17 protein-coding genes are annotated in these 19,727 nt (G+C 39.3%); 12 read left to right on the forward strand and 5 right to left on the reverse strand.

The window, feature by feature from the left end; genetic code table 11:
• Positions 1–60: 60 nt before the first annotated feature.
• The 3 genes from C3K47_RS09895 to C3K47_RS09905 all read right to left on the reverse strand — a co-directional run bounded on the left by C3K47_RS09895 (position 61) and on the right by C3K47_RS09905 (position 2,512).
• Entirely contained in the window at positions 61–942 is an 882-nt protein-coding gene (locus C3K47_RS09895) for a class I SAM-dependent methyltransferase (protein ID WP_103788973.1), read from the reverse strand.
• A gap of 92 nt (positions 943–1,034) precedes the next feature.
• A complete protein-coding gene (locus C3K47_RS09900; protein WP_103788974.1) occupies positions 1,035–1,781 on the reverse strand; it encodes an ABC transporter ATP-binding protein in 747 nt (248 codons plus the stop codon).
• Complete coding sequence (locus tag C3K47_RS09905) at positions 1,778–2,512, reverse strand: MlaE family ABC transporter permease (protein WP_103788975.1); 735 nt, start codon at positions 2,510–2,512, stop codon at positions 1,778–1,780. Before C3K47_RS09905 ends, C3K47_RS09900 begins: the two co-directional genes overlap by 4 nt.
• A 154-nt stretch (positions 2,513–2,666) precedes the next feature.
• Here C3K47_RS09905 and C3K47_RS09910 point away from each other — a divergent pair, with 154 nt between their 5' ends.
• The 12 genes from C3K47_RS09910 to C3K47_RS09965 all read left to right on the forward strand — a co-directional run bounded on the left by C3K47_RS09910 (position 2,667) and on the right by C3K47_RS09965 (position 15,571).
• Complete coding sequence (locus tag C3K47_RS09910; protein WP_103788976.1) at positions 2,667–3,368, forward strand: SDR family oxidoreductase; 702 nt, start codon at positions 2,667–2,669, stop codon at positions 3,366–3,368.
• A gap of 50 nt (positions 3,369–3,418) precedes the next feature.
• Positions 3,419–3,616 (forward strand): PspC domain-containing protein, encoded by a 198-nt coding sequence (locus C3K47_RS09915; protein ID WP_103788977.1) that lies wholly within the window; start codon positions 3,419–3,421, stop codon positions 3,614–3,616.
• An 87-nt stretch (positions 3,617–3,703) separates the two neighbouring features.
• Positions 3,704–5,719, forward strand: a complete 2,016-nt coding sequence (gene ispG, locus C3K47_RS09920; protein ID WP_103788978.1) for a (E)-4-hydroxy-3-methylbut-2-enyl-diphosphate synthase — start codon at positions 3,704–3,706, stop codon at positions 5,717–5,719.
• A gap of 379 nt (positions 5,720–6,098) precedes the next feature.
• Positions 6,099–7,331 (forward strand): glutamyl-tRNA reductase, encoded by a 1,233-nt coding sequence (gene hemA, locus C3K47_RS09925; RefSeq protein ID WP_317043017.1) that lies wholly within the window; start codon positions 6,099–6,101, stop codon positions 7,329–7,331.
• Positions 7,332–7,375: 44 nt separating this feature from the next.
• On the forward strand, positions 7,376–8,959 hold the full coding sequence (gene hemC, locus C3K47_RS09930; protein ID WP_103788979.1) for a hydroxymethylbilane synthase: 1,584 nt from the start codon (positions 7,376–7,378) through the stop codon (positions 8,957–8,959).
• Positions 8,960–9,037: 78 nt separating this feature from the next.
• Entirely contained in the window at positions 9,038–10,006 is a 969-nt protein-coding gene (gene hemB, locus C3K47_RS09935; RefSeq protein WP_103788980.1) for a porphobilinogen synthase, read from the forward strand.
• Positions 10,007–10,089: 83 nt separating this feature from the next.
• Positions 10,090–11,451 (forward strand): glutamate-1-semialdehyde 2,1-aminomutase, encoded by a 1,362-nt coding sequence (hemL, locus tag C3K47_RS09940; RefSeq protein WP_207765274.1) that lies wholly within the window; start codon positions 10,090–10,092, stop codon positions 11,449–11,451.
• A 47-nt stretch (positions 11,452–11,498) separates the two neighbouring features.
• Positions 11,499–12,365, forward strand: a complete 867-nt coding sequence (locus tag C3K47_RS09945) for a sensor histidine kinase (RefSeq protein WP_103788981.1) — start codon at positions 11,499–11,501, stop codon at positions 12,363–12,365.
• Positions 12,366–12,451: 86 nt separating this feature from the next.
• Positions 12,452–13,048: a Uma2 family endonuclease gene (locus C3K47_RS09950; RefSeq protein WP_103788982.1), complete on the forward strand. Its 597-nt coding sequence runs from the start codon at positions 12,452–12,454 to the stop codon at positions 13,046–13,048.
• A gap of 102 nt (positions 13,049–13,150) precedes the next feature.
• A complete protein-coding gene (locus C3K47_RS09955) occupies positions 13,151–13,849 on the forward strand; it encodes a response regulator transcription factor (RefSeq protein WP_103788983.1) in 699 nt (232 codons plus the stop codon).
• Between the two features lie 84 nt (positions 13,850–13,933).
• Positions 13,934–14,962 (forward strand): uroporphyrinogen decarboxylase, encoded by a 1,029-nt coding sequence (hemE, locus tag C3K47_RS09960; protein ID WP_103788984.1) that lies wholly within the window; start codon positions 13,934–13,936, stop codon positions 14,960–14,962.
• Positions 14,963–15,037: 75 nt separating this feature from the next.
• A complete protein-coding gene (locus C3K47_RS09965) occupies positions 15,038–15,571 on the forward strand; it encodes a CopD family protein (protein WP_103788985.1) in 534 nt (177 codons plus the stop codon).
• Between the two features lie 71 nt (positions 15,572–15,642).
• On the opposite strand, the gene C3K47_RS09970 is transcribed toward C3K47_RS09965, so the two are convergent.
• Together C3K47_RS09970 and C3K47_RS09975 are read right to left on the reverse strand one after the other, a co-directional pair.
• A complete protein-coding gene (locus C3K47_RS09970; protein ID WP_103788986.1) occupies positions 15,643–17,928 on the reverse strand; it encodes a GH92 family glycosyl hydrolase in 2,286 nt (761 codons plus the stop codon).
• Between the two features lie 45 nt (positions 17,929–17,973).
• On the reverse strand, positions 17,974–19,641 hold the full coding sequence (locus tag C3K47_RS09975; RefSeq protein ID WP_103788987.1) for an alpha-amylase family glycosyl hydrolase: 1,668 nt from the start codon (positions 19,639–19,641) through the stop codon (positions 17,974–17,976).
• Positions 19,642–19,727: the final 86 nt, after the last annotated feature.

Consider the following 19,727-nt stretch of genomic DNA (forward strand, 5'->3'; position numbering starts at 1 on the left):
TATTGAAATTGTTTAATTAATATTAATAAAAAGCCGACCCCTTAGAGTCGGCTTAGTTTTTTAAAACGATCTGAATTTACCCCACACGCCCAGCGGAAGTTTACATCCTGCTGTGGCCTGAAGGTATAGTTCTCCAATATCAAGGTTTTTAACGGTTGGCATCGAGCTCTTTACCAAATTCTCAACAATTAATGAGGAGAAGCCAAGCGAATAGGTATTTAAGATCAGGAAATGTTCCTTTTCATCCAGCAATTTCACCACATCCTTCATCATCTCGTTGATCTGATCTTCGAGCTTCCATTTTTCACCTTTTGGTCCGTTGCCATACGCCGGTGGGTCCAGAATAATACCGTTGTATTTTTTACCGCGTTTAACTTCTCGTTGTACAAATTTCAAAGCATCTTCCACTACCCAACGTATATCTTTTAAGCCCGAAAGCTCCATATTTTCATTGGCCCAGGTTACCACCTGCTTAATTGAATCAACATGAGTGGTATCGGCACCGGCATTGCGGGCAGCTATTGAAGCCCCTCCGGTATAAGCGAAAATGTTTAAGAATTTAGGCTCCGGAGTTTTCATTAGTTTGATCGACTCGGCTATATAATCCCAGTTGGCCGCTTGCTCCGGAAAAATTCCCACATGTTTAAATGAGGTTAAACCAAGGCGAAACTTAAGATCAAGGTCCTTGGTTTTGTATTCGATATGCCAACGATCGGGAGCTGATTTGTCTTTTTTGAACCAATCACCCGAAGTGGCTGTACGTCCTCTGAACTTAATATGATGAAGTTTTTGCCATTCTCCTTCGCTCAATGTTTTGTCCCAAACAGCTTGTGGTTCGGGGCGGATAAGGATGTATTTCCCAAAACGCTCCAGTTTTTCAAAGTTACCACAGTCTATCAGCTCATAATCATTCCAGTTGCTTGGAGTAAGGAGGTTTATCATTTTTTATATGGATTACATCGATTATGGATGATTATACCAATAATCGAATCGTTCAATAAATCTAAAATTGTACTTCTAAAATTGTACTTCTATTATTTCTGCATTTCTTTAAAATGCTTTGAGGCAAAAACGAAGTCGTTCAGTTCAGTGTTATCGGTATGCTTAATATCTTTATTGCTGCCTTCCCACCATTTTTGTCCCTGGTGTAAGAAAACCACATTGTCGCCAATTTCCATTACCGAGTTCATATCATGAGTGTTCACAATGGTGGTGATTTTAAACTCATCGGTAATTTCCTGGATCAGATTATCAATTACAATCGAGGTTTTCGGATCCAAGCCCGAGTTAGGTTCGTCGCAGTAGAGATACTTCGGATTCATGGCAATGGCACGGGCAATACCCACACGTTTTTTCATTCCTCCCGATAGTTCTGCCGGGAACTTCTTGTTTACGTTTTCAAGATTTACACGGTTTAAGCAGAAATTAACACGATCCAGTTTTTCCGAATGCTCCATTTCGGTAAACATGTTTAACGCAAACATTACATTATCCTGCACTGTCAGGGAGTCAAACAGGGCTGAGCCCTGAAACAGCATTCCGATCTCTTTGCGGATAGGTATACGGTCTTCGAAATTCAACTTGGTAAAATCACGGTCGTCATATAAAACTTCACCTGAATCCACTTCGTGTAAACCCACCATACATTTAATCAGAGTGGTTTTACCCGAGCCGCTACCCCCAATGATCATATTACATGATCCCGACATAAATGTTGCAGATATGCCTTTTAGCACTTCTTTATCGTCGAATGACTTTCTAATTTCTTTAATCTCAATCATAGTAATAGTTGAGCAACAATGTAATCAGCACATAAAATTAAAATACAGCTTACCACCACCGCACGCGTGCTCGATTCACCAACTTCTAAAGCCCCGCCACTGGTATAAAAGCCCTGGTAAGCCGATACCGAAGTGATAATGAATGCGTAGATCACGGATTTAACCATACCTGCAATTAAAATGGTATTATTAAACTCGGCCTGAACACCGGTGATATAATCGGCCTGGCTTAAAGCTCCCGATAAAACCCCGGCAACTCCACCACCCACAATACTCAAAGTAATGGATATAATTACCAGCATTGGGATCATGGTTACTCCTGCAATGATCTTTGGAAAAATTAAATAACCGGGAGAGTTTACTCCCATTACCTCCAAAGCATCAATTTGCTCGGTAACACGCATTGTACCAATTTGTGATGCAATATTTGAACCTGTTTTTCCGGCTAATACCAATGCCCCAATGGTAGGACTTAATTCCAAAATTGAGTTATCACGAGTGATCTGGCCAATTACTGAACTGGAAATTAAATTGCTGATCAATTGAAAAGCGGTTTGAACGGAGGTTACCGCACCCATGAAAATAGAGATGATGCTGATGATTCCCAATGAACCTACACCAATAGAAACCATTTCACGGGCGATCTCTTTCCAGTAAAAACTCCATTTTTCGGGGCGTTTCAGCGCCGCTTTCATCAATAAAACGTACTTTCCTAAATGGTAGAATAGCATAAAATAATTTTTGCGAAAATAAGGAAAATATAGTTAATGGTTGATAGATCAACGTCCATAGTTAATAATGCATTTGTATTTATTGCGATGGATTTATTCTTAAACTATGGTCTGTGAGCTATGAACTATAAAGCAAACATATTACTTTTACGTTATGCTGGCAGTTATAACAGGAGCCTCAAAAGGTATAGGCAAAGCCGTAGCCGAGGCCTTAGCAAAAGAAGGTTACGATTTGGCCATTTGCGCCCGTAATGCAAAAGATCTGAATGAACTTGTTTCGGAGCTAAAGGAACAATATCCCACTATTCAGGTATTTCAACAAGCATTTGATTGCTCAAACCGTGAATTATTGTTAGCTTTTGTTGATGATGTGCTTGAGCAATTTGAAACGGTTGATGTGCTGGTGAACAATGTGGGTTTATATATTCCGGGGTCGATCATGGATGAAGAAGATGGACAGCTGGAACAAATGATCAACACAAATTTGTACGCGGCTTATTATCTTTCTAAGTATTTTGCCGGCGAAATGATTGAGGAAGGAAAGGGACATATTTTTAATATCTGTTCAACAGCTTCCATAAAACCGGTGGTGGCAGCCGGTTCATATACCATTTCGAAATTTGCATTAATGGGCTTGACAAAAGTGCTGCGTGAAGAGTTAATGCACAACGGCATAAAAGTAACTGCCGTACTGCCGGGTTCAACATTAACCGATTCATGGTCAGGGACAACCATTCCTGCCTCAAGATTTGTTTTGCCCGAAGATGTAGCTTCTGCAATAGTAAATGCGCTTAACATGAGCCAGGGAGCAGTAGTTGATGAAATATTAGTGCGACCCATGCTTGGAGAAGTGTAACTTTATTTTAATTAACAGACTCTAAATAAATAATAAAACAATTAAAACTGATGGAAAAACGTTTGTATAAAAACCCTGATAACAAAGTTATTGGCGGTGTTTGTTCAGGTTTAGGTGAGTATTTTAACATGGATACTACCATTGTGCGTATTATCTTTTTGATTTTATTTTTTGGACTCGGTACGGGTGTTCTTGTTTATTTGATTTTATGGGTGGTAATGCCTGATAAACCAACTTATATTCAATAACCTTTATAGGAACTTCAAAAGAATTTTGAGTTAGCCCGAGGTCTGAGCTTCGGGCTATTTTATTAACCTTTTTATTACTTTTGCTGCATGAATTCGGTTGTAGATTTAAATCAGTTAAAGGCATTAAAGGGGAAGTATTGCAATTCATTAAATAGCTATTCTCGTTTTATTACCCGTGAAGTTAAGATTGGGGATATTGCAATGGGTGCTCATCACCCAATTCGTATCCAATCAATGACTACAACCGATACCATGGATACAAAGGCAACGGTTGAACAAACTATCCGAATGGTTGAAGCCGGTTGTGAATATGTTCGTATTACGGCTCCAAGTATTAAGGAAGCTCAAAACCTGGCTGAAATAAAAAAGGAACTTCGCATTCGCGGTTATAATGTCCCATTAATCGCCGATATCCATTTCACACCCAATGCCGCTGAATTAGCTGCCCGCCTCATTGAAAAGGTCCGTGTAAATCCGGGAAACTATATTGATAAGAAGAAGTTTCAACAGATAGACTATACCGATGCTGAATACATGCAGGAAGTGGAGCGTATTCAAAAACGTTTTTCACCATTGGTGAAAATTTGTAAAGAATACGGAACCGCAATGCGTATTGGTACCAACCATGGATCTCTTTCTGATCGGATCATGAGCCGTTACGGCGATACACCAATTGGTATGGTTGAATCAGCGATGGAGTTTATGCGTATTTGTGCTGATTTGGATTATCATAACCTGGTAATTTCAATGAAAGCCAGCAATCCTAAAGTAATGGTACAGGCGTATCGCATGTTGGTGGAGAAAATGGTGGCTGAAGGCATGAATTATCCATTGCATTTAGGGGTTACCGAAGCCGGTGACGGCGAAGACGGACGTATCAAATCAGCGGTGGGTATTGGTACTTTGCTTGAAGATGGCTTAGGCGATACCATTCGTGTTTCATTGACAGAAGAACCGGAGTTTGAAGCGCCGGTTGCGGCAGCACTCGCCAAACGCTATGAGTTAAGAGCTAAGGATTTCGAGTTACTAAAACCTGAAAGCCTTGATTCTCACCCCGAAATTATTATCCCTTCTAATTTCGATCCTTATTCTTATCAGAGAAGAAAAACACATGCAGTAGAAAATATCGGTGACCATAATGTTCCTCGTGTTATTGTTGACCTTTCTAATCAAAATCTGAAAGATCCTTTTATTCTGTCTGCCATTGGATATAATTATTCAGCTGCTTTGGATAAATACAATATGAATGAGCAAACCGCTGATTTTGCTTATTTGGGCGATGCATTGCCATCGTTTACATTCCCGGGTAATTTAAAACAGCTTTATAATTATTCTACCTGGAGAAATTTATCAGATAAACAAAACTCCCACCCATTGTTTTCGGTAGAGGAGTACCTTAATACAGAACAAAAGGATGCGTCTTTAAACTTTATAGAAACTGATATAAAAGTATTTTTTGAATCGTCAGATAAGGTTTACAACGGGTTTATTAATGCCTTAACCAATGATCCAACCGTTGTATTGATTTTAACCACCGAAAATGATCATGGTATGGCTGAACAACGCCAGTTCATTTTCGATTTGCTCAATCAGCAATTACGGGTTCCGGTAATCATCAAACGATCTTATACGTCAATGGCTGAAGACAATTTTATGCTGCATGCCTCAACAGATATCGGGGCACTTTTAACAGATGGTTTAGTGGATGGAATGTGGTTGCAGTCCGCAGATATTTCAACTAAAATCATCAATTCGGTTGCATTCGGCATTTTGCAGGCAACCAGAACCCGTATCTCAAAAACCGAATATATTTCTTGCCCGTCATGTGGTCGTACCTTGTTTGATCTGCAGGAAACCACGCAGCTGATTCGTAGTCGTACTGATCATTTGAAAGGTATTAAAATAGGCATTATGGGCTGTATTGTTAATGGCCCCGGCGAAATGGCCGACGCCGATTACGGTTACGTAGGTACAGGCCCTGGAGTAATTACTTTATACAAAGAAAAAGAAGTGGTGAAACGCAATGTGCCTGCAGACAAAGCTGTTGATGAGCTGATCGATTTGATTAAGGAACATGGGGATTGGGTGGAACCTGCGCTTTAGTCAAGAGCCATGAATCCAGAGTCAGGAGTTAAGAATTAGGATAAGGAAATAGCTGGAGTAAATAATCAATATCTCCTAACCCGAAATCTGCAACCCGTAACCCGTAATCTTCTGTATCTCGTAACCCAAAATCCGTAACCATCAGTACGCGTAACCCGTAACTAATAACCCGCAATGCGGATTTTATGGGGAGTCTTGATGAACTAATAAGCATAAGAAATTTCCATTCTAAGCATCTATTTAAATTGATTCTAAATAAATCGATTTACAATCGAGTGACAATTAAAAAAGCTGCTATTCGTCATATTTGCAATGTGGGAAATCTGTTAAATCAGCAGGATCTTTTCACAGCCATTATAAGGCAAAGGTTTATTTAAAAGTGTTGATTTTGAAAGCTCTAAAGGTTATTGCGTATACGTTTAAAAATTGTACATTAGATGAAGTTGGAAGTTTGGTTCTTGAAAGGGAAACTCGTTCAGCTCGTTTAAAATCTTTAAAAGAGAAATTTAATTTTGGCGAGCTTTTCTATATAGCCACCTGTAACCGTGTTGAGTTTATTTTTACCTCCGATAAAGAACTCGATTCAGCCTTTACCAAAAAAATCATCAAATTTTTATTCCCTGATTTTACAGCCGAGCAGCATGATTACTATTCGGTAAACGCAGCCATTTATTCAAATGTATCAGCTTTGGATCATTTGATGCGTGTTTCCTGCTCATTGGAATCGTTGGTGGTAGGGGAAAAGGAGATTTTGGCGCAAATCCGAGAGATGTATGAAGAATGTCGTGATTGGGGTTTAACCGGCGATTTCTTCCGTTTGATGATGAACAGAGTGGTAAAAGCTTCGAAAGAAGTATATACCAACACCAAAATTTCTGATAAGCCAGTATCGGTAGCGTCATTGGCTTGCCGTATGCTTCGCCATTACAATGTTGGCTTTGATGCCAGGTTTTTGATTATCGGCGCAGGCGAGACCATTCAGTTGTTAACAAAATACCTTCAAAAACATAACCTTAAAGATTGTGTGATCTTTAATCGCACATTGGCCAAGGCTCAGGTTTTAGCTGATGAGTTAGGGGCAAAGGCCTATCCATTGGAAGAGCTAAAAAATTACCGTGAGGGTTTTGATGTAATCCTTACTTGTACCGGAGCTACGGAACCGGTAATTACCAAAGAAATTTATGAAGGCTTGATCAACGGTTCAACCGAACAAAAGGTAATTGTTGACCTGGCTATTCCTAATGATACTGCTGCAGAAGTAATTGAACATTTCTCTCCGGCTTTCATCTCAGTTGAGCAAATTCAGGAGATCGCCAGCCGTAACCTGGAGGAGCGCAAAGGGGAGCTGGTAAATGCAGAAGCAATAATTGAAGAAAATATCCGCGAATTTATTCCGATCCTTAAACAGCGCCGTGTTGAACTGGCTATGCGTGAGGTTCCGGAAAAAATAAAGGAAATTAAAGCCAAAGCCGTTGATTCAGTGTTTGCCAATGAGATCAATGCACTGGACGAAAATTCGCGCGAAGTACTTGAAAAAGTGCTAAATTACGTCGAAAAAAAATACATCAGCGTTCCAATGGTGATGGCTAAGGAAATTCTGATGCAACAATAATGAAGACGGAAAAATTGCGCTTTTAACCTCTCTAATTACACAGCATGAGTAAAACTATCGTTATAGGCTCTAGAGGCAGTGATCTTGCTTTGTGGCAAGCCAACCATGTAAAGGCTAAGCTCGAAGCTATCGGACTGCAATCAGAGATTAAAATTATCAAAACGCAAGGCGATAACTTTTTCAATCTTTCATTTTCTAAACTTGAAGGAAAAGGGTTCTTTACCAAAGAACTTGAAGACGAATTATTACAGGGACATATTGATCTGGCAGTGCATTCACATAAGGATCTGCCTACAGAATCTCCTGAAGGGCTGACTATCGCAGCTGTTTCTGAACGTGAAGATCCTACTGAACTTTTGATCATTCTTAAAGATTGCGTGGATTTAAGCCTGCAGTTTTCAGTAAGATATAATGGTATTGTAGGTACTTCTTCCAATCGCCGTAAAGCACAATTCAGAAGCTTACGACCCGATATTGAGTTTGAAGAATTGCGAGGTAATGTTCCAACTCGTATACAAAAACTACGTGATGGAAACTATCATGCCATTATTTTGGCTAAAGCCGGTGTTCAACGACTTCAAATCGACCTAAGCGAGTTCCATGTAGAAGAAATTGATCCGGTTGAAATGGTTCCGGCTCCTGCACAGGGAGTATTGGCACTGCAAACACGTTCAAATAATTTCGAATTAATTGAAGCTCTTCAAACCATTCATAATAAGGAAGTGGCAGAAACCATTTCTGTTGAACGTAAAGTGTTAAATATGTTCGACGGTGGTTGCCATATGCCTTTGGGGGTTTATTGCAAAAAAGAAGATGGACAATTTGAAGTTTGGACTTCAAAAGCAACAGATGATGAAGATTTTCCGGAGCGCTTATTCCTGCGTTCGAAAACTTCAGAAGGCCTTGCCGAACAAATTGTTGACCACTATACTAAGGAAAAGAATACGGTTAAATCATTGTTCATTTCACGCGAACTATCAGAAGAAAGCTTTTTCCGCCGTTCGTTAGAGAAATTCAATTTGGATATTGAAGATCGTTCGTTGATACGCACATTCCCCATTATCAATACGTTTGATTCTTTTATTCTGAAGCAGGTTGATTGGATTTTTTTCAACAGTAAAAATGGAGTTGAAAACTTTTTCCGTTTAGAACCTGTTATTCCAAAACGTGTAAAAATAGGTGTAATGGGCAGAGGCTCAGAAAATGAACTTCGCCATTTTAACCGTATGGCCGACTTTGTAGGAGAGTCTGGCGATATCAGGGATGTTGCTGAAAGCTTGCTGCCACTAGTGCAAAACCAAACCGTTTTGTTCCCACAAGCGAAAGATTCATTAAGAACCATTCAGGTACAACTGGCTGATAAAATTAACAGTATTGATTTGCCGGTTTATGAAACAGTGAAGGAAAAAGAAATTAATCAGTCATCTGCTGATATTTTAGTCTTCACCAGTCCATCCAATGTTGAAGCTTACTTATCAAACGATAATGTGATCTTCGCGAATCAAAAAGTAGTTGCCATTGGTAAATCAACTGGAAATAAGCTGGAAGAGTTTGGCTATACCAATTATGTAATTCCTTATTCGCCCGATGAAATTGGCTTATCAGAAGCTGTATACGGGTTATTATAAATAAATTGAGCATTACGGGCTTCGAGTTACGGGTAATCCCTTAATTTGTAGCCCGTAACTCATAACACGAAATTCAATATGCTGCACCGTCCCCGTCGTTTAAGAAAAAATCCTGTTGTTAGAGAAATGATTGCCGAAACACGTATCTCAAAAGATATGTTCATGTACCCTTATTTTGTGGTGCCAGGCACTAACATTGTTCATCCTATTGATGCGATGCCTGGAATCAGCCATTTTTCAGTAGATACATTATTGAAAGATGTTGAGGAAGGCTTGAAACTGGGAATTAATAAGATCTTACTTTTCGGCGTGGGTGAAGAAAAATGTGAAGACGCTCATTCGGCACATTCTCATGATTCGGTAGTGTACAACGCTGTAAGAGCCCTGAAAGAGAAGTTCAAAGATGAATTATACGTGGCAACGGATGTTTGTACTTGTGCTTATACCACCCATGGACATTGTGGGATTTTAAAAGATGATTACGTACAGAATGACGAAACCGTAGAAGTGCTGGCTAAAATGGCATTGAGCCATGCCGAAGCCGGAGCTGATATGGTGGCGCCTTCAGATATGATGGATGGTCGTATTGAAGCCATGCGCAATAAACTTGATGAACATGGGTTTGTAAACACGGCAATCATGTCGTATTCTATTAAATTTGCATCAGCGTATTATGGTCCTTTCCGTGAGGCTGCCGATTCGGCTCCAAACAAAGGTGACCGCAAAGCATACCAAATGGATTTTCGTAATCCTCGCGAAACCATGCGTGAAGCAGAACTAGATGAAGCGGAAGGTGCAGATGTTTTAATGGTTAAACCGGCATTAGCTTACCTGGATGTTATCAGAGATTTGCGTCAAAATACTAACTTGCCGGTAGCTTGTTACAATGTTTCAGGTGAATACTCCATGATAAAAGCGGCGGCTCAAAAAGGCTGGATCGACGAACAGAAAGTGGTAATGGAAAATATGTATGCATTTGCCCGTGCCGGGTCTAACATCATTATCACCTATCATGCTCGCGATATTGTTGCCAATAAATGGTTATAATTGTTTGTTATTAAGTTGTTTTCTAATAAGTTTTAAAACGTTAGCGTTATAAATTAAATTGATCTTCATTTTACGTTTAATATATGTTTGGATTATTTAAGAAAGGTTCTGAAGCTGATCAGCCGGTAGCAACTACCGGAAAAGCGGATATTTCAAGAGAGAAATCTGCAGAGTTATACGAAAAGTCAAAAGAGTATTTCCCTGGAGGAGTGAACTCTCCTGTACGTGCATTTAAATCGGTTTACGGAACACCATTATTTATCGACAAAGGTGATGGACCCTACATTTGGGATGTGGATGGGAATAAGTTCATTGATTTTTGCGCATCATGGGGGCCGCTTATTTTGGGTCATAATAATCCGAAAATTCGTGAAAAAGTGACGGAAACTGCTTTAAAAGGCATGTCTTTTGGGGCACCAACAGCTATTGAAAATGAGCTGGCAGAATTGATACTGAAAAACAATAAGTTCATTCAAAAACTTCGGTTCGTAAGCTCAGGAACTGAGGCGGTAATGAGTGCTATTCGTTTAGCCAGAGGTTATACCAAACGTGATAAGATCCTGAAATTTGAAGGTTGTTATCATGGTCATATCGATAGTTTATTGGTAAAAGCCGGTTCGGGTTTGGTTACATTTGGCGAAACAAGTTCAGCAGGTGTTCCTGAATCGTTTGCCAAAGAAACTATTGTTGTTGAACTAAATAATATTGATGCCGTAAAACAGGCATTTAAAGAATATAAAGATCAAATTGCGGCGGTTATTATTGAGCCTATTCCGGCAAATAATGGCCTTTTGTTGCAGGAGCCTGAATTCTTACAAGCGCTTCGTGACATTACCTCCAAAGAAAAAGCTTTATTGATCTTTGATGAGGTTATCTCAGGGTTTAGGGTAGGTTTTGAAGGAGCAGCAGGATATTACCAGATTCAACCTGATATTATCACCTATGGTAAAATTATTGGTGGAGGAATGCCGGTAGGAGCCTATGGGGCCAGCCGCGAGATCATGGCAAATGTTTCTCCTGAAGGAGCAGTGTATCAAGCTGGTACTTTATCTGGTAATCCTATTGCAATGGCTGCAGGTATTGCACAACTTACCGAGCTGAGCCGTTCAGGTTTCTATAAAGATCTGAATAACAAAACCCAGGAGTTTGCAGAATCAATACAGCGCTTTGCTTCTGCAAGAAATTATAAGGTTCGTATTCAGCAAATTGGATCAATTTTTTGGATCGCTTTTACTGATAGGGAGAAAACTCAGGCTGCTTCACAAATTGATCCAGCCAGTATGGAGAAATTTAAAGTGTTCCATCGCGAGTGCCTGAACCGTGGGATTTATTTCGGTCCATCAGGTTATGAGGTTGGTTTTATCTCTTCAACACATACTAAAACCGACTTGGAAGTTGCCAAACGAGCAATTTTCGAAGCGCTGGATCTTACATTCAAACATTAGTAGAGCTCAATCTGGAGCTTTTCCCTCTTAGCTCAAATAGTTAAAAAATGAAACATAAAGTTCGCCCGCTTACTTTGTTTTATGTTTTGATTGCGTATGTATTGTTTCAACTGATGTGGTGGGGACAATTGCTTATTAATGCGCAACCACATAAAACATCAATGGTGGTAGGCGAATTTTCTGTTTTCGTGGTTATCCTGCTTTGGGGCGCCTTTTCTATTAAGCGGTCCATTCAGGAAGAGATAGCGCTGAGCCGTCGGCAGAAGAACTTTTTGTTAAGTGTAACCCATGAACTCAAATCACCCCTGGCATCCATCAAACTCTATCTTCAAACTATCTTAAAACGCGATCTGGATAAAGAAAAACAACAAGCCTTTATCCGTAATTCTTTAATGGATATTGAACGTTTAGATGATTTGGTGGAGAACATGTTGATGGCCACAAAAATTGAGAATAATTCCTACAGTTATCCGAAAGAACAGTTTAACCTTTCTAATGCTGTTCAGGAGGTGGTTCAACGTCATCAGAATATTCTGCAAAAGCGGGTTGTAAAATCAGACATTACTCCTGATATTTTAATGATTGGCGATGAATTTACAATTGACCTGGTCGTGTCAAATCTTCTTGAAAACGCCGTTAAATATTCAGCAGAAGGTACAGAGGTTAACATTGTACTCTACAAAAAAAATAACCGTATTATATTAATGGTTAATGACCAGGGGATAGGTATTTCTGATGAAGAAAAATCCAAAATTTTTGATAAATTTTATCGTATTGGCCAGGAAGATACACGTAAAACGAAAGGAACCGGTCTGGGTTTGTTTATTGTAAAGCAGGTGTTGGACAATCATGGCGCTACCATTCATGTAAAAAATAATAAGCCTCGGGGAACGGTGTTTGAAGTTGTTTTTTAGATTAAATGCCTGGTTTTCTTTGAGTTTTGTTGAGTGAAAAGTAAGGGAACGTTCAGAACTTTGCTTATCTTTCTTAAATGAATAGCATGAAAAACGAAGTACATGAGCCCGATTTTACCTACGGCGGTCAATATACTTATGCCGATTATCTGCAATGGACGATTGACGAACGCCTGGAGCTCATAAACGGTAAAATATTTAAGATGAGTCCTGGTCCTAACCGGGTTCATCAGTCCTTAACGGGTTCTATCTATGTATTTTTATTCAACTTTTTAAAGCACAAATCCTGTAAAGTATTTATTGCACCTTTTGATATTCGTTTGCCAAGAAAATCTAAAGAAGATAAGGATATCATTACCGTAGTTCAGCCGGATGTATGTGTGGTGTGTGATTCGGAAAAGATTGATGATAAAGGAGTGGTTGGAGCACCTGATATTGTAGTGGAAGTTCTATCGCCGGGAAACAATGCAAAAGAACTGAAATACAAATACGAGGTTTACGAAGAGTCAGGTGTAAAAGAATATTGGATCGTATCTCCCCAGAATAAAACCTTTTTGATTTATACGCTAAAAGAGGGTCAATTTCAGCCTTCAAAACTGATGACAAGCGGAGATACAATTACAACCTCAATTTTGCCTGGGTTTGTTTTGGATCTAACGGAATTGTTTGATGATTTAGATTAAACAATCTTATTTATAATTAGCTGAATTAATTAAAATGACATTGGCATTACCGAAAACAGCCAATCAAATTCATAAACTTGCATTTAAATTAACATCCCTCAAATGAGTCAATCACGCATATTATTGGTTGAAGATGAAGAGCATTTGCTCGAAGCCATTAAACTAAATCTGGAGTTAGAAGGCTATCATGTTACCACCGCTATGGATGGGAAGAAAGCGCTGAGATTAATTAAAGAGGAGCGTTTTAACCTGGTGTTGCTGGATGTTATGCTGCCGGAAATTGATGGTTTTCAGGTTGCCGAAACAATTAGGCTTCAAAATTATGATGTGCCTATTTTGTTCTTGACAGCTAAAAATACCAGTGAAGACCGAGTAATGGGATTGAAAAAGGGTGCAGATGATTATCTAACCAAGCCATTTAACCTCGAAGAATTGATCTTAAGAGTAGGGATTTTGGTGAAACGAAGCCTTCGAAATACTGAAGAAGGAAAATCATTCAATACCTACAAAATTGGCGACAAAGAGATCAATTTTATCAGTTTTGAACTTACGTCTGATGATGGTATAACCACTATGCTTACCAAGAAAGAGGTGATGCTTTTGAAATTATTAATTGAACGAAAAGGAGAGGTGGTTTCGCGTGAGCAGATACTTGAAACGGTTTGGAACTACGACGTTTTTCCTTCAACCCGCACCATTGATAATTTTATACTTTCTTTCCGTAAATATTTCGAGCCTAACCCTAAAGAACCACGATATTTTCATTCGGTGCGTGGTGTTGGTTATAAATTCACAGAATAATAATTAAAATTTCGAGTTTTAAATTGCTAGTTGCGGGTTTAACTCCAATTCGTAATTCACAACCCGTAATCCGTAATCCATAATATGAGTAATTTATTTATAGATGCCGCTTTTTCGCGGCCAACAGAACGTCCGCCCGTGTGGATGATGCGTCAGGCAGGTCGTTTCATGAAAGAATACTGGGAGATCAAGAATAAATATTCGTTCCTGGAAATGTGTAAAACTCCTGAAATTGCAGCTGATGTAACAATGTTGCCGGTTGATCTTTTAGGTATTGATGCGGCTATCCTATTTTCTGATATTTTGGTTACCGCCGAAGCGATGGGTGGTCAGCTTTCATTTGAGCAAGGGGTTGGTCCTCAGTTTGCCAACCCAGTGCGTACTTTGAAAGATGTGGAAGCTCTTGACGTTCCTCCTGCAAAAGAATCTTTAAAATACGTTGCTGATGCTATTAAAATTATAAAGGAACGCCTTGCTCCTCATAAAACTCCTTTAATTGGTTTTGCAGGTGCTCCCTTTACAGTAATGAGTTATTTGGTTGAAGGAAAGTCGTCAAAAGACTTTAAACAAACCAAACTAATGTTACACAACGATCCTGAAACAGCCAAGGCTCTATTGTCAAAACTGGCAGTTATTACTGCCGATTATTTGAACATGCAAATTGAAGCAGGTGTTGATGCTATTCAGATTTTCGATAGCTGGGCGCAAGCTTTAGCTTGGGACGATTATAAAGAGTTTTCTCATTATTATATTACAGAGATCATTTCTAAACTTAATCGTAAAGACATCCCCGTTATTTCTTTCTGTAAAGGAAGTTCGGTTTTTGCTCCCTTAATGGCGGAAGCCAAACCTGATGTTATTTCAATTGACTGGAACGTTGATCTGTTAGACATTAAAAATCGATTGCCATCAAACATTGCCGTTCAAGGTAATTTCGATCCACATATTTTGTATGCTGATAAGAAAGTGATAAAAGAGCGTGTTTTACGTTTATTGGAAAGAATGCGTGGCGAAAACGGTTTTATTTTCAACTTAGGACATGGTATTATGCCTGACCTTCCGTTTGACAATGTGAAGTACGCCATTGAGGTGATTAAGGAATTTAAGTATTAATAGCCCTAATTGCACGAATTATTCGAATTGCATTAAAGTTCTTCGTTTCATTCGTGCATAAAATTCGTTCAATTCGTGTATTTATACATAAAAGCCGTTCATATCATTTTTGTAGTAAGCTGGTTCGCCGGCTTATTTTACATGGTCCGTTTGTTTATTTACCATACTGAGGCAAACGATCGTGAAGAATCGGAACGCAAGGTTTTACAAAAGCAGTTTGAATTGATGGAATCCAAACTTTGGAACATCATTACTGTTCCTTCGATGATTCTAACCGTTTGCAGCGGCCTATGGATGATGATAGAACTTAAATGGTATCATCATCCCTGGATGATAGTAAAGTTCCTTTTTGTATTAGGCTTGCTTTGGTATCATTTCAAATGCCAGGTATTTATGAAACAAATGAGAGAGGGTATGTTTAAATGGACTTCCACTCAGTTGAGAATTTGGAATGAAGTAGCTACCATTTTTCTATTTGCGATCGTTTTTCTGGTGGTTTTGAAAAGTGCAGTATCGTGGCTTTGGGGTTTTGTCGGACTGATTTTGTTTAGCATGATCATTATGCTGGCCGTTAAGATCTACAAGAAAGCCCGTATGCGGAAAGGGTAAACCTTAGGTGTAATAAGAAAGTTATTTTATTTAAAGGCCTGTCATCTAAATCAGACGACAGGCCTTTACGTTTAGTTCTTTTTCGGTTTAGCACTCATGTAGAACACCAGTTTGCCACCATTCATAATATCTGAATGCTTCACCGTGTAACCCGTAAGAGGCTTCCCATTCAGCTCAATTTTTTGCACATATACATTTTTTTCGCTTTGGTTAACGGTTGCAATTGAAAACGTTTTGCCGTTTTCTAGTTGTAACTCAGCTGATTTAACAGCAGGACTTCCAATCGAATATTCATCAGATCCCGGAGCGACTGGATAAAATCCTAGTGAAGTGAAAATGTACCATGCACTCATCTGTCCGCAATCATCATTACCTCCTAAACCATCAGGAGTTGGCTTGTATTGATGCTTAAGGATCATCCTTACCTTATCCTGAGTTTTCCATGGTTGATTGGTCCAGTTATAAAGGTAAGCTACATGATGAGCTGGCTCATTGCCATGTACATAATTGCCAATGATCCCATCGCGGGTAATATCTTCGGTTTCTGCAAAAAACTCATCCGGTAAATGCATGGAGAACAACGAATCAAGATGTTTGGTAAATCGGTCCTTGCCACCCATCATCTCAACCAGTTGGGCAGGGTTTTGAGGTACATATAAGCTGTAATTCCAGGCGTTTCCTTCGATATAACCCTGTCCGTTGGTGCTCAATGCATCAAAGCCACTTTTCCAGGTTCCATCATTTAGTTTAGGCCGCATGTAACCTGTGGAAGCATCGTAAACGTTTTTATAGTTTTCTGATCGCTTGATAAACTCTTCATAAATATCATTACGTCCAAGTTTTTTGGCCATTTGGGCAATACACCAGTCATCATAGGCATACTCAAGGGTCTTAGAAACTGAAGAAGAGTTTTTATCTTCAGGAACATAACCCATCTTCATATAGTAGGACAACCCGTCATAATATTGATTTCGGGCAGTTGTTACACAAGCTTCTAGAGCTTTGTTTACGTCAAAGTTTGCATTACCTTTTATAACAGCATCCGCAATAACCGAAACACTGTGGTAGCCAATCATACACCAGTTCTCATTAGCATAATGCGACCAAACCGGTAGCATTTTATGAACGCCTTGATCATAATGAGCCATCATCGATTGGATCATATCCTGATTACGTTTAGGCTGGATAAGATTGAAGAACGGATGTAAAGCCCGATAAGTGTCCCAAAGCGAGAACGTCGTGTAATTGGTGAAGTTTTCAGCTTTATGAATGTTCTGATCTAAACCTTTATAGCTTCCATCCAGATCCATATACGTTGTCGGGCTCAAAAACGCATGATACATTGCAGTGTAAAAGTTGATCTGTTCATTGTTGGTTAAGCTTTCTACCTTGATTTTATTCAATTCTTTGTTCCATTGCTGCTGGCCTTCGCGTTTTACACTGTCAAAATCCCAGTGAGGAATTTCGGCTTGTAAATTTTTTAAAGCTCCTTCGGTGCTTACGGGCGACAATGCAAACTTGATTTTGATCTTTTCTCCTTCTTCGGTATTGAAATCAAACCATGCCTTTATTTGCTTTCCGGCTATTTCAGGGAAGTTCTTCGACTGATCGAATTTTCTCCAAAAACCTTTGTAAACATCAGTTGCCTGATTTTTAAAGCCATATTCTTTAAATGGTTTAGAGAACTTCATGGCGAAATAAACCGTACGGGTACGAGCCCAGCCGTTAGTTTGACGAAACCCGGTTATTGTTGAATCATTTTCAACCCGAACAAAGGTCCAAACGTTTTTATTTTCGTAGTTATATATCCCCGACATCAGATCGAGAATAATATGGGCATTATCTGATTTAGGGAAGGTATACTGATGAAACCCAACTCGTGTTGTAGCAGTTAGTTCAGCCAAAATAGCATGATCATCGAGCTTTACTTTATAATAGGCGGGTTCAGCAATTTCGTTGGCATGTGAAAATTTAGATCTATAGCCATTCTCCGGATGGTCAGCAGTGCCAGGATTTAATTGTAATTGGCCGGTTGTTGGCATGATTAAAAAATCGCCCAAATCGGAGTGGCCGGTTCCGCTAAAATGAGTGTGACTAAAACCGACAATCGTTTTATCGTCATATTGGTAGCCCGCGCAATATTTATAAACATCACCATTGTACTTTCCATTTTTTTCATAGCTCAACGTATCTGTTTCAGGACTCAACTGAACCGATCCAAAAGGTACAGTTGCTCCGGGATAAGTATGTCCCATGCGCTGGGTACCGATTAGCGGTTTTACAAATTGGACGAAGTTTTTTTCTTGGGCTAAAGCAAAAAGAGGTAGTAAAGAGATGACAAGTAAAAGTTTCTTCATGAGTTATTTAACGATGGATAAAGCTAAAATAACAACAAACATTAATTATTGGACTTTAAAAATGCCGTAAGAAACACCCTTCATGTTTATTTCAATATGGTTAGTTAGTTTAATAATACAGTTCGATGAATAAACAGGAATTAGATGGTGTACATTTTCTAATTCAAATTTAGCAGTAACATTGCCTGCTGATGGATTTATTGCAATTACATAGCGTTCAGTTCCAGACGAACGCAGATAAACTACAGGGTAGGTTTTCTCATGAATATACAAAGCTTCAATTGCGCCATCATTGCTCAAAGCAGGTGAGGAAGATCGCAGTTTTATCAGTGACTTAACAAAGTTTAACAGAGAGTTTTTATCTGCGGTTTCTTGTTCAACTGTTGGCCGTTTAGGATTAGGATCAATTGGTAAATAAGTAGCTGGTGCTATTGAAAAACCTGCATTTGCTGTTGAATTCCATTGCATGGGTGTACGAGTTCCGGCTCTGTTGTTCCCATCCGGCAAAACACTTCCTTCCTCGTTCGGCAAATCTTCGATAAAACGCATTCCAATCTCATCTCCATAATAAATAAAAGGAATACCCGGCATGGTGAGCAGAAAAGCCATAACGGTTTTTAGTTCCTGTACAGAATTTCTGTTACCACAATTAGGCCGTTGAAAATCATGATTGGCAGAAGGAATGGCAATATAACCTTTACCCTTTGTGGAATTTATCTGTTGAATATAATTCTGCCAAAACAATAGGAAATCACCTTTGCCGCTTTTGTCAAAAAAGGGATGTTCGCCTTTAAAAGTCCCGTGTTCATTAAAGAATAATGAGGGATAGCCTGCCACTCCAAAGTGCATCATAAAATCGATATGGAAACCTGCATTTATCGAATTCGAGGGATTACTCCACTCGGCTATTAAAACACCTTCAGGGTGTTTTTGCTCAAACCAGCTACGAGTTTCCGTCCACAATTTTTTTGTTTCCGTCAGGTTGTTATCGTCTTTAATTAACGAAAAAGCCATGTCAACTCTGAAACCATCTACTCCTTTATCCATCCAAAAAGTAATGATCTTTTTCAATTCATCGCGCGTTGCTTTAGGGCCTGGAGCATCAACAGGTTCTTGCCAGGGTTGGGTTATATCAGGATTCGCATAGCCGTAGTTTAGGGCAGGCTGGTAGTCAAAGAAATTCTTTAGATAGTTTCCATTGCGCGGATAATTGTTTTTAATAAAGAAACTTCCCGGAACGATAGCTTTTGAGGGTGTCCAAATGTAGCGATGCGTAAATTCATTTGAATCTGCGCGAGTTGAAGCCTGAAACCATGCGTGCTGATCAGAAGTATGCCCCGCTACCAAATCGAGGCATATTTTTATCCCTCGTTTATGAGCAGCTGTTAATAGCTGTTTTAAGTCTTCTTCCGTTCCGTATCGTGGAGCTATTTTGTAAAAGTCACTAACGTCATAACCTGCGTCTCTGAACGGGGATTCGAAGATAGGATTCATCCAAATGGCTGTAATTCCTAAGTTTTGCAAATAATCCAGTTCTTGTTCAATACCCTTTAAATCACCAATTCCATCACCATCCGAATCTTTAAAACTTTGGGGGTACAGTTGGTAAAAGACCGCATTACTCAACCATTTTGGTTTTTTCCATTGAGCATTCGCGTCAATAAAATATAAGCTGAAAACGATAAGAAGGGCAACTTTAACAAATTTGCTCATGTGATTTGATTAAAAAATAGAGACGGGCTAAAAGTCTTGACTTAGTTACCTAGAGCGAGGCTTCGACTCCGCTCAGCCTGACATTA

Origin of the sequence: Solitalea longa (genome assembly GCF_002920915.1) — a bacterium.
Lineage (GTDB): Bacteria > Bacteroidota > Bacteroidia > Sphingobacteriales > Sphingobacteriaceae > Solitalea > Solitalea longa.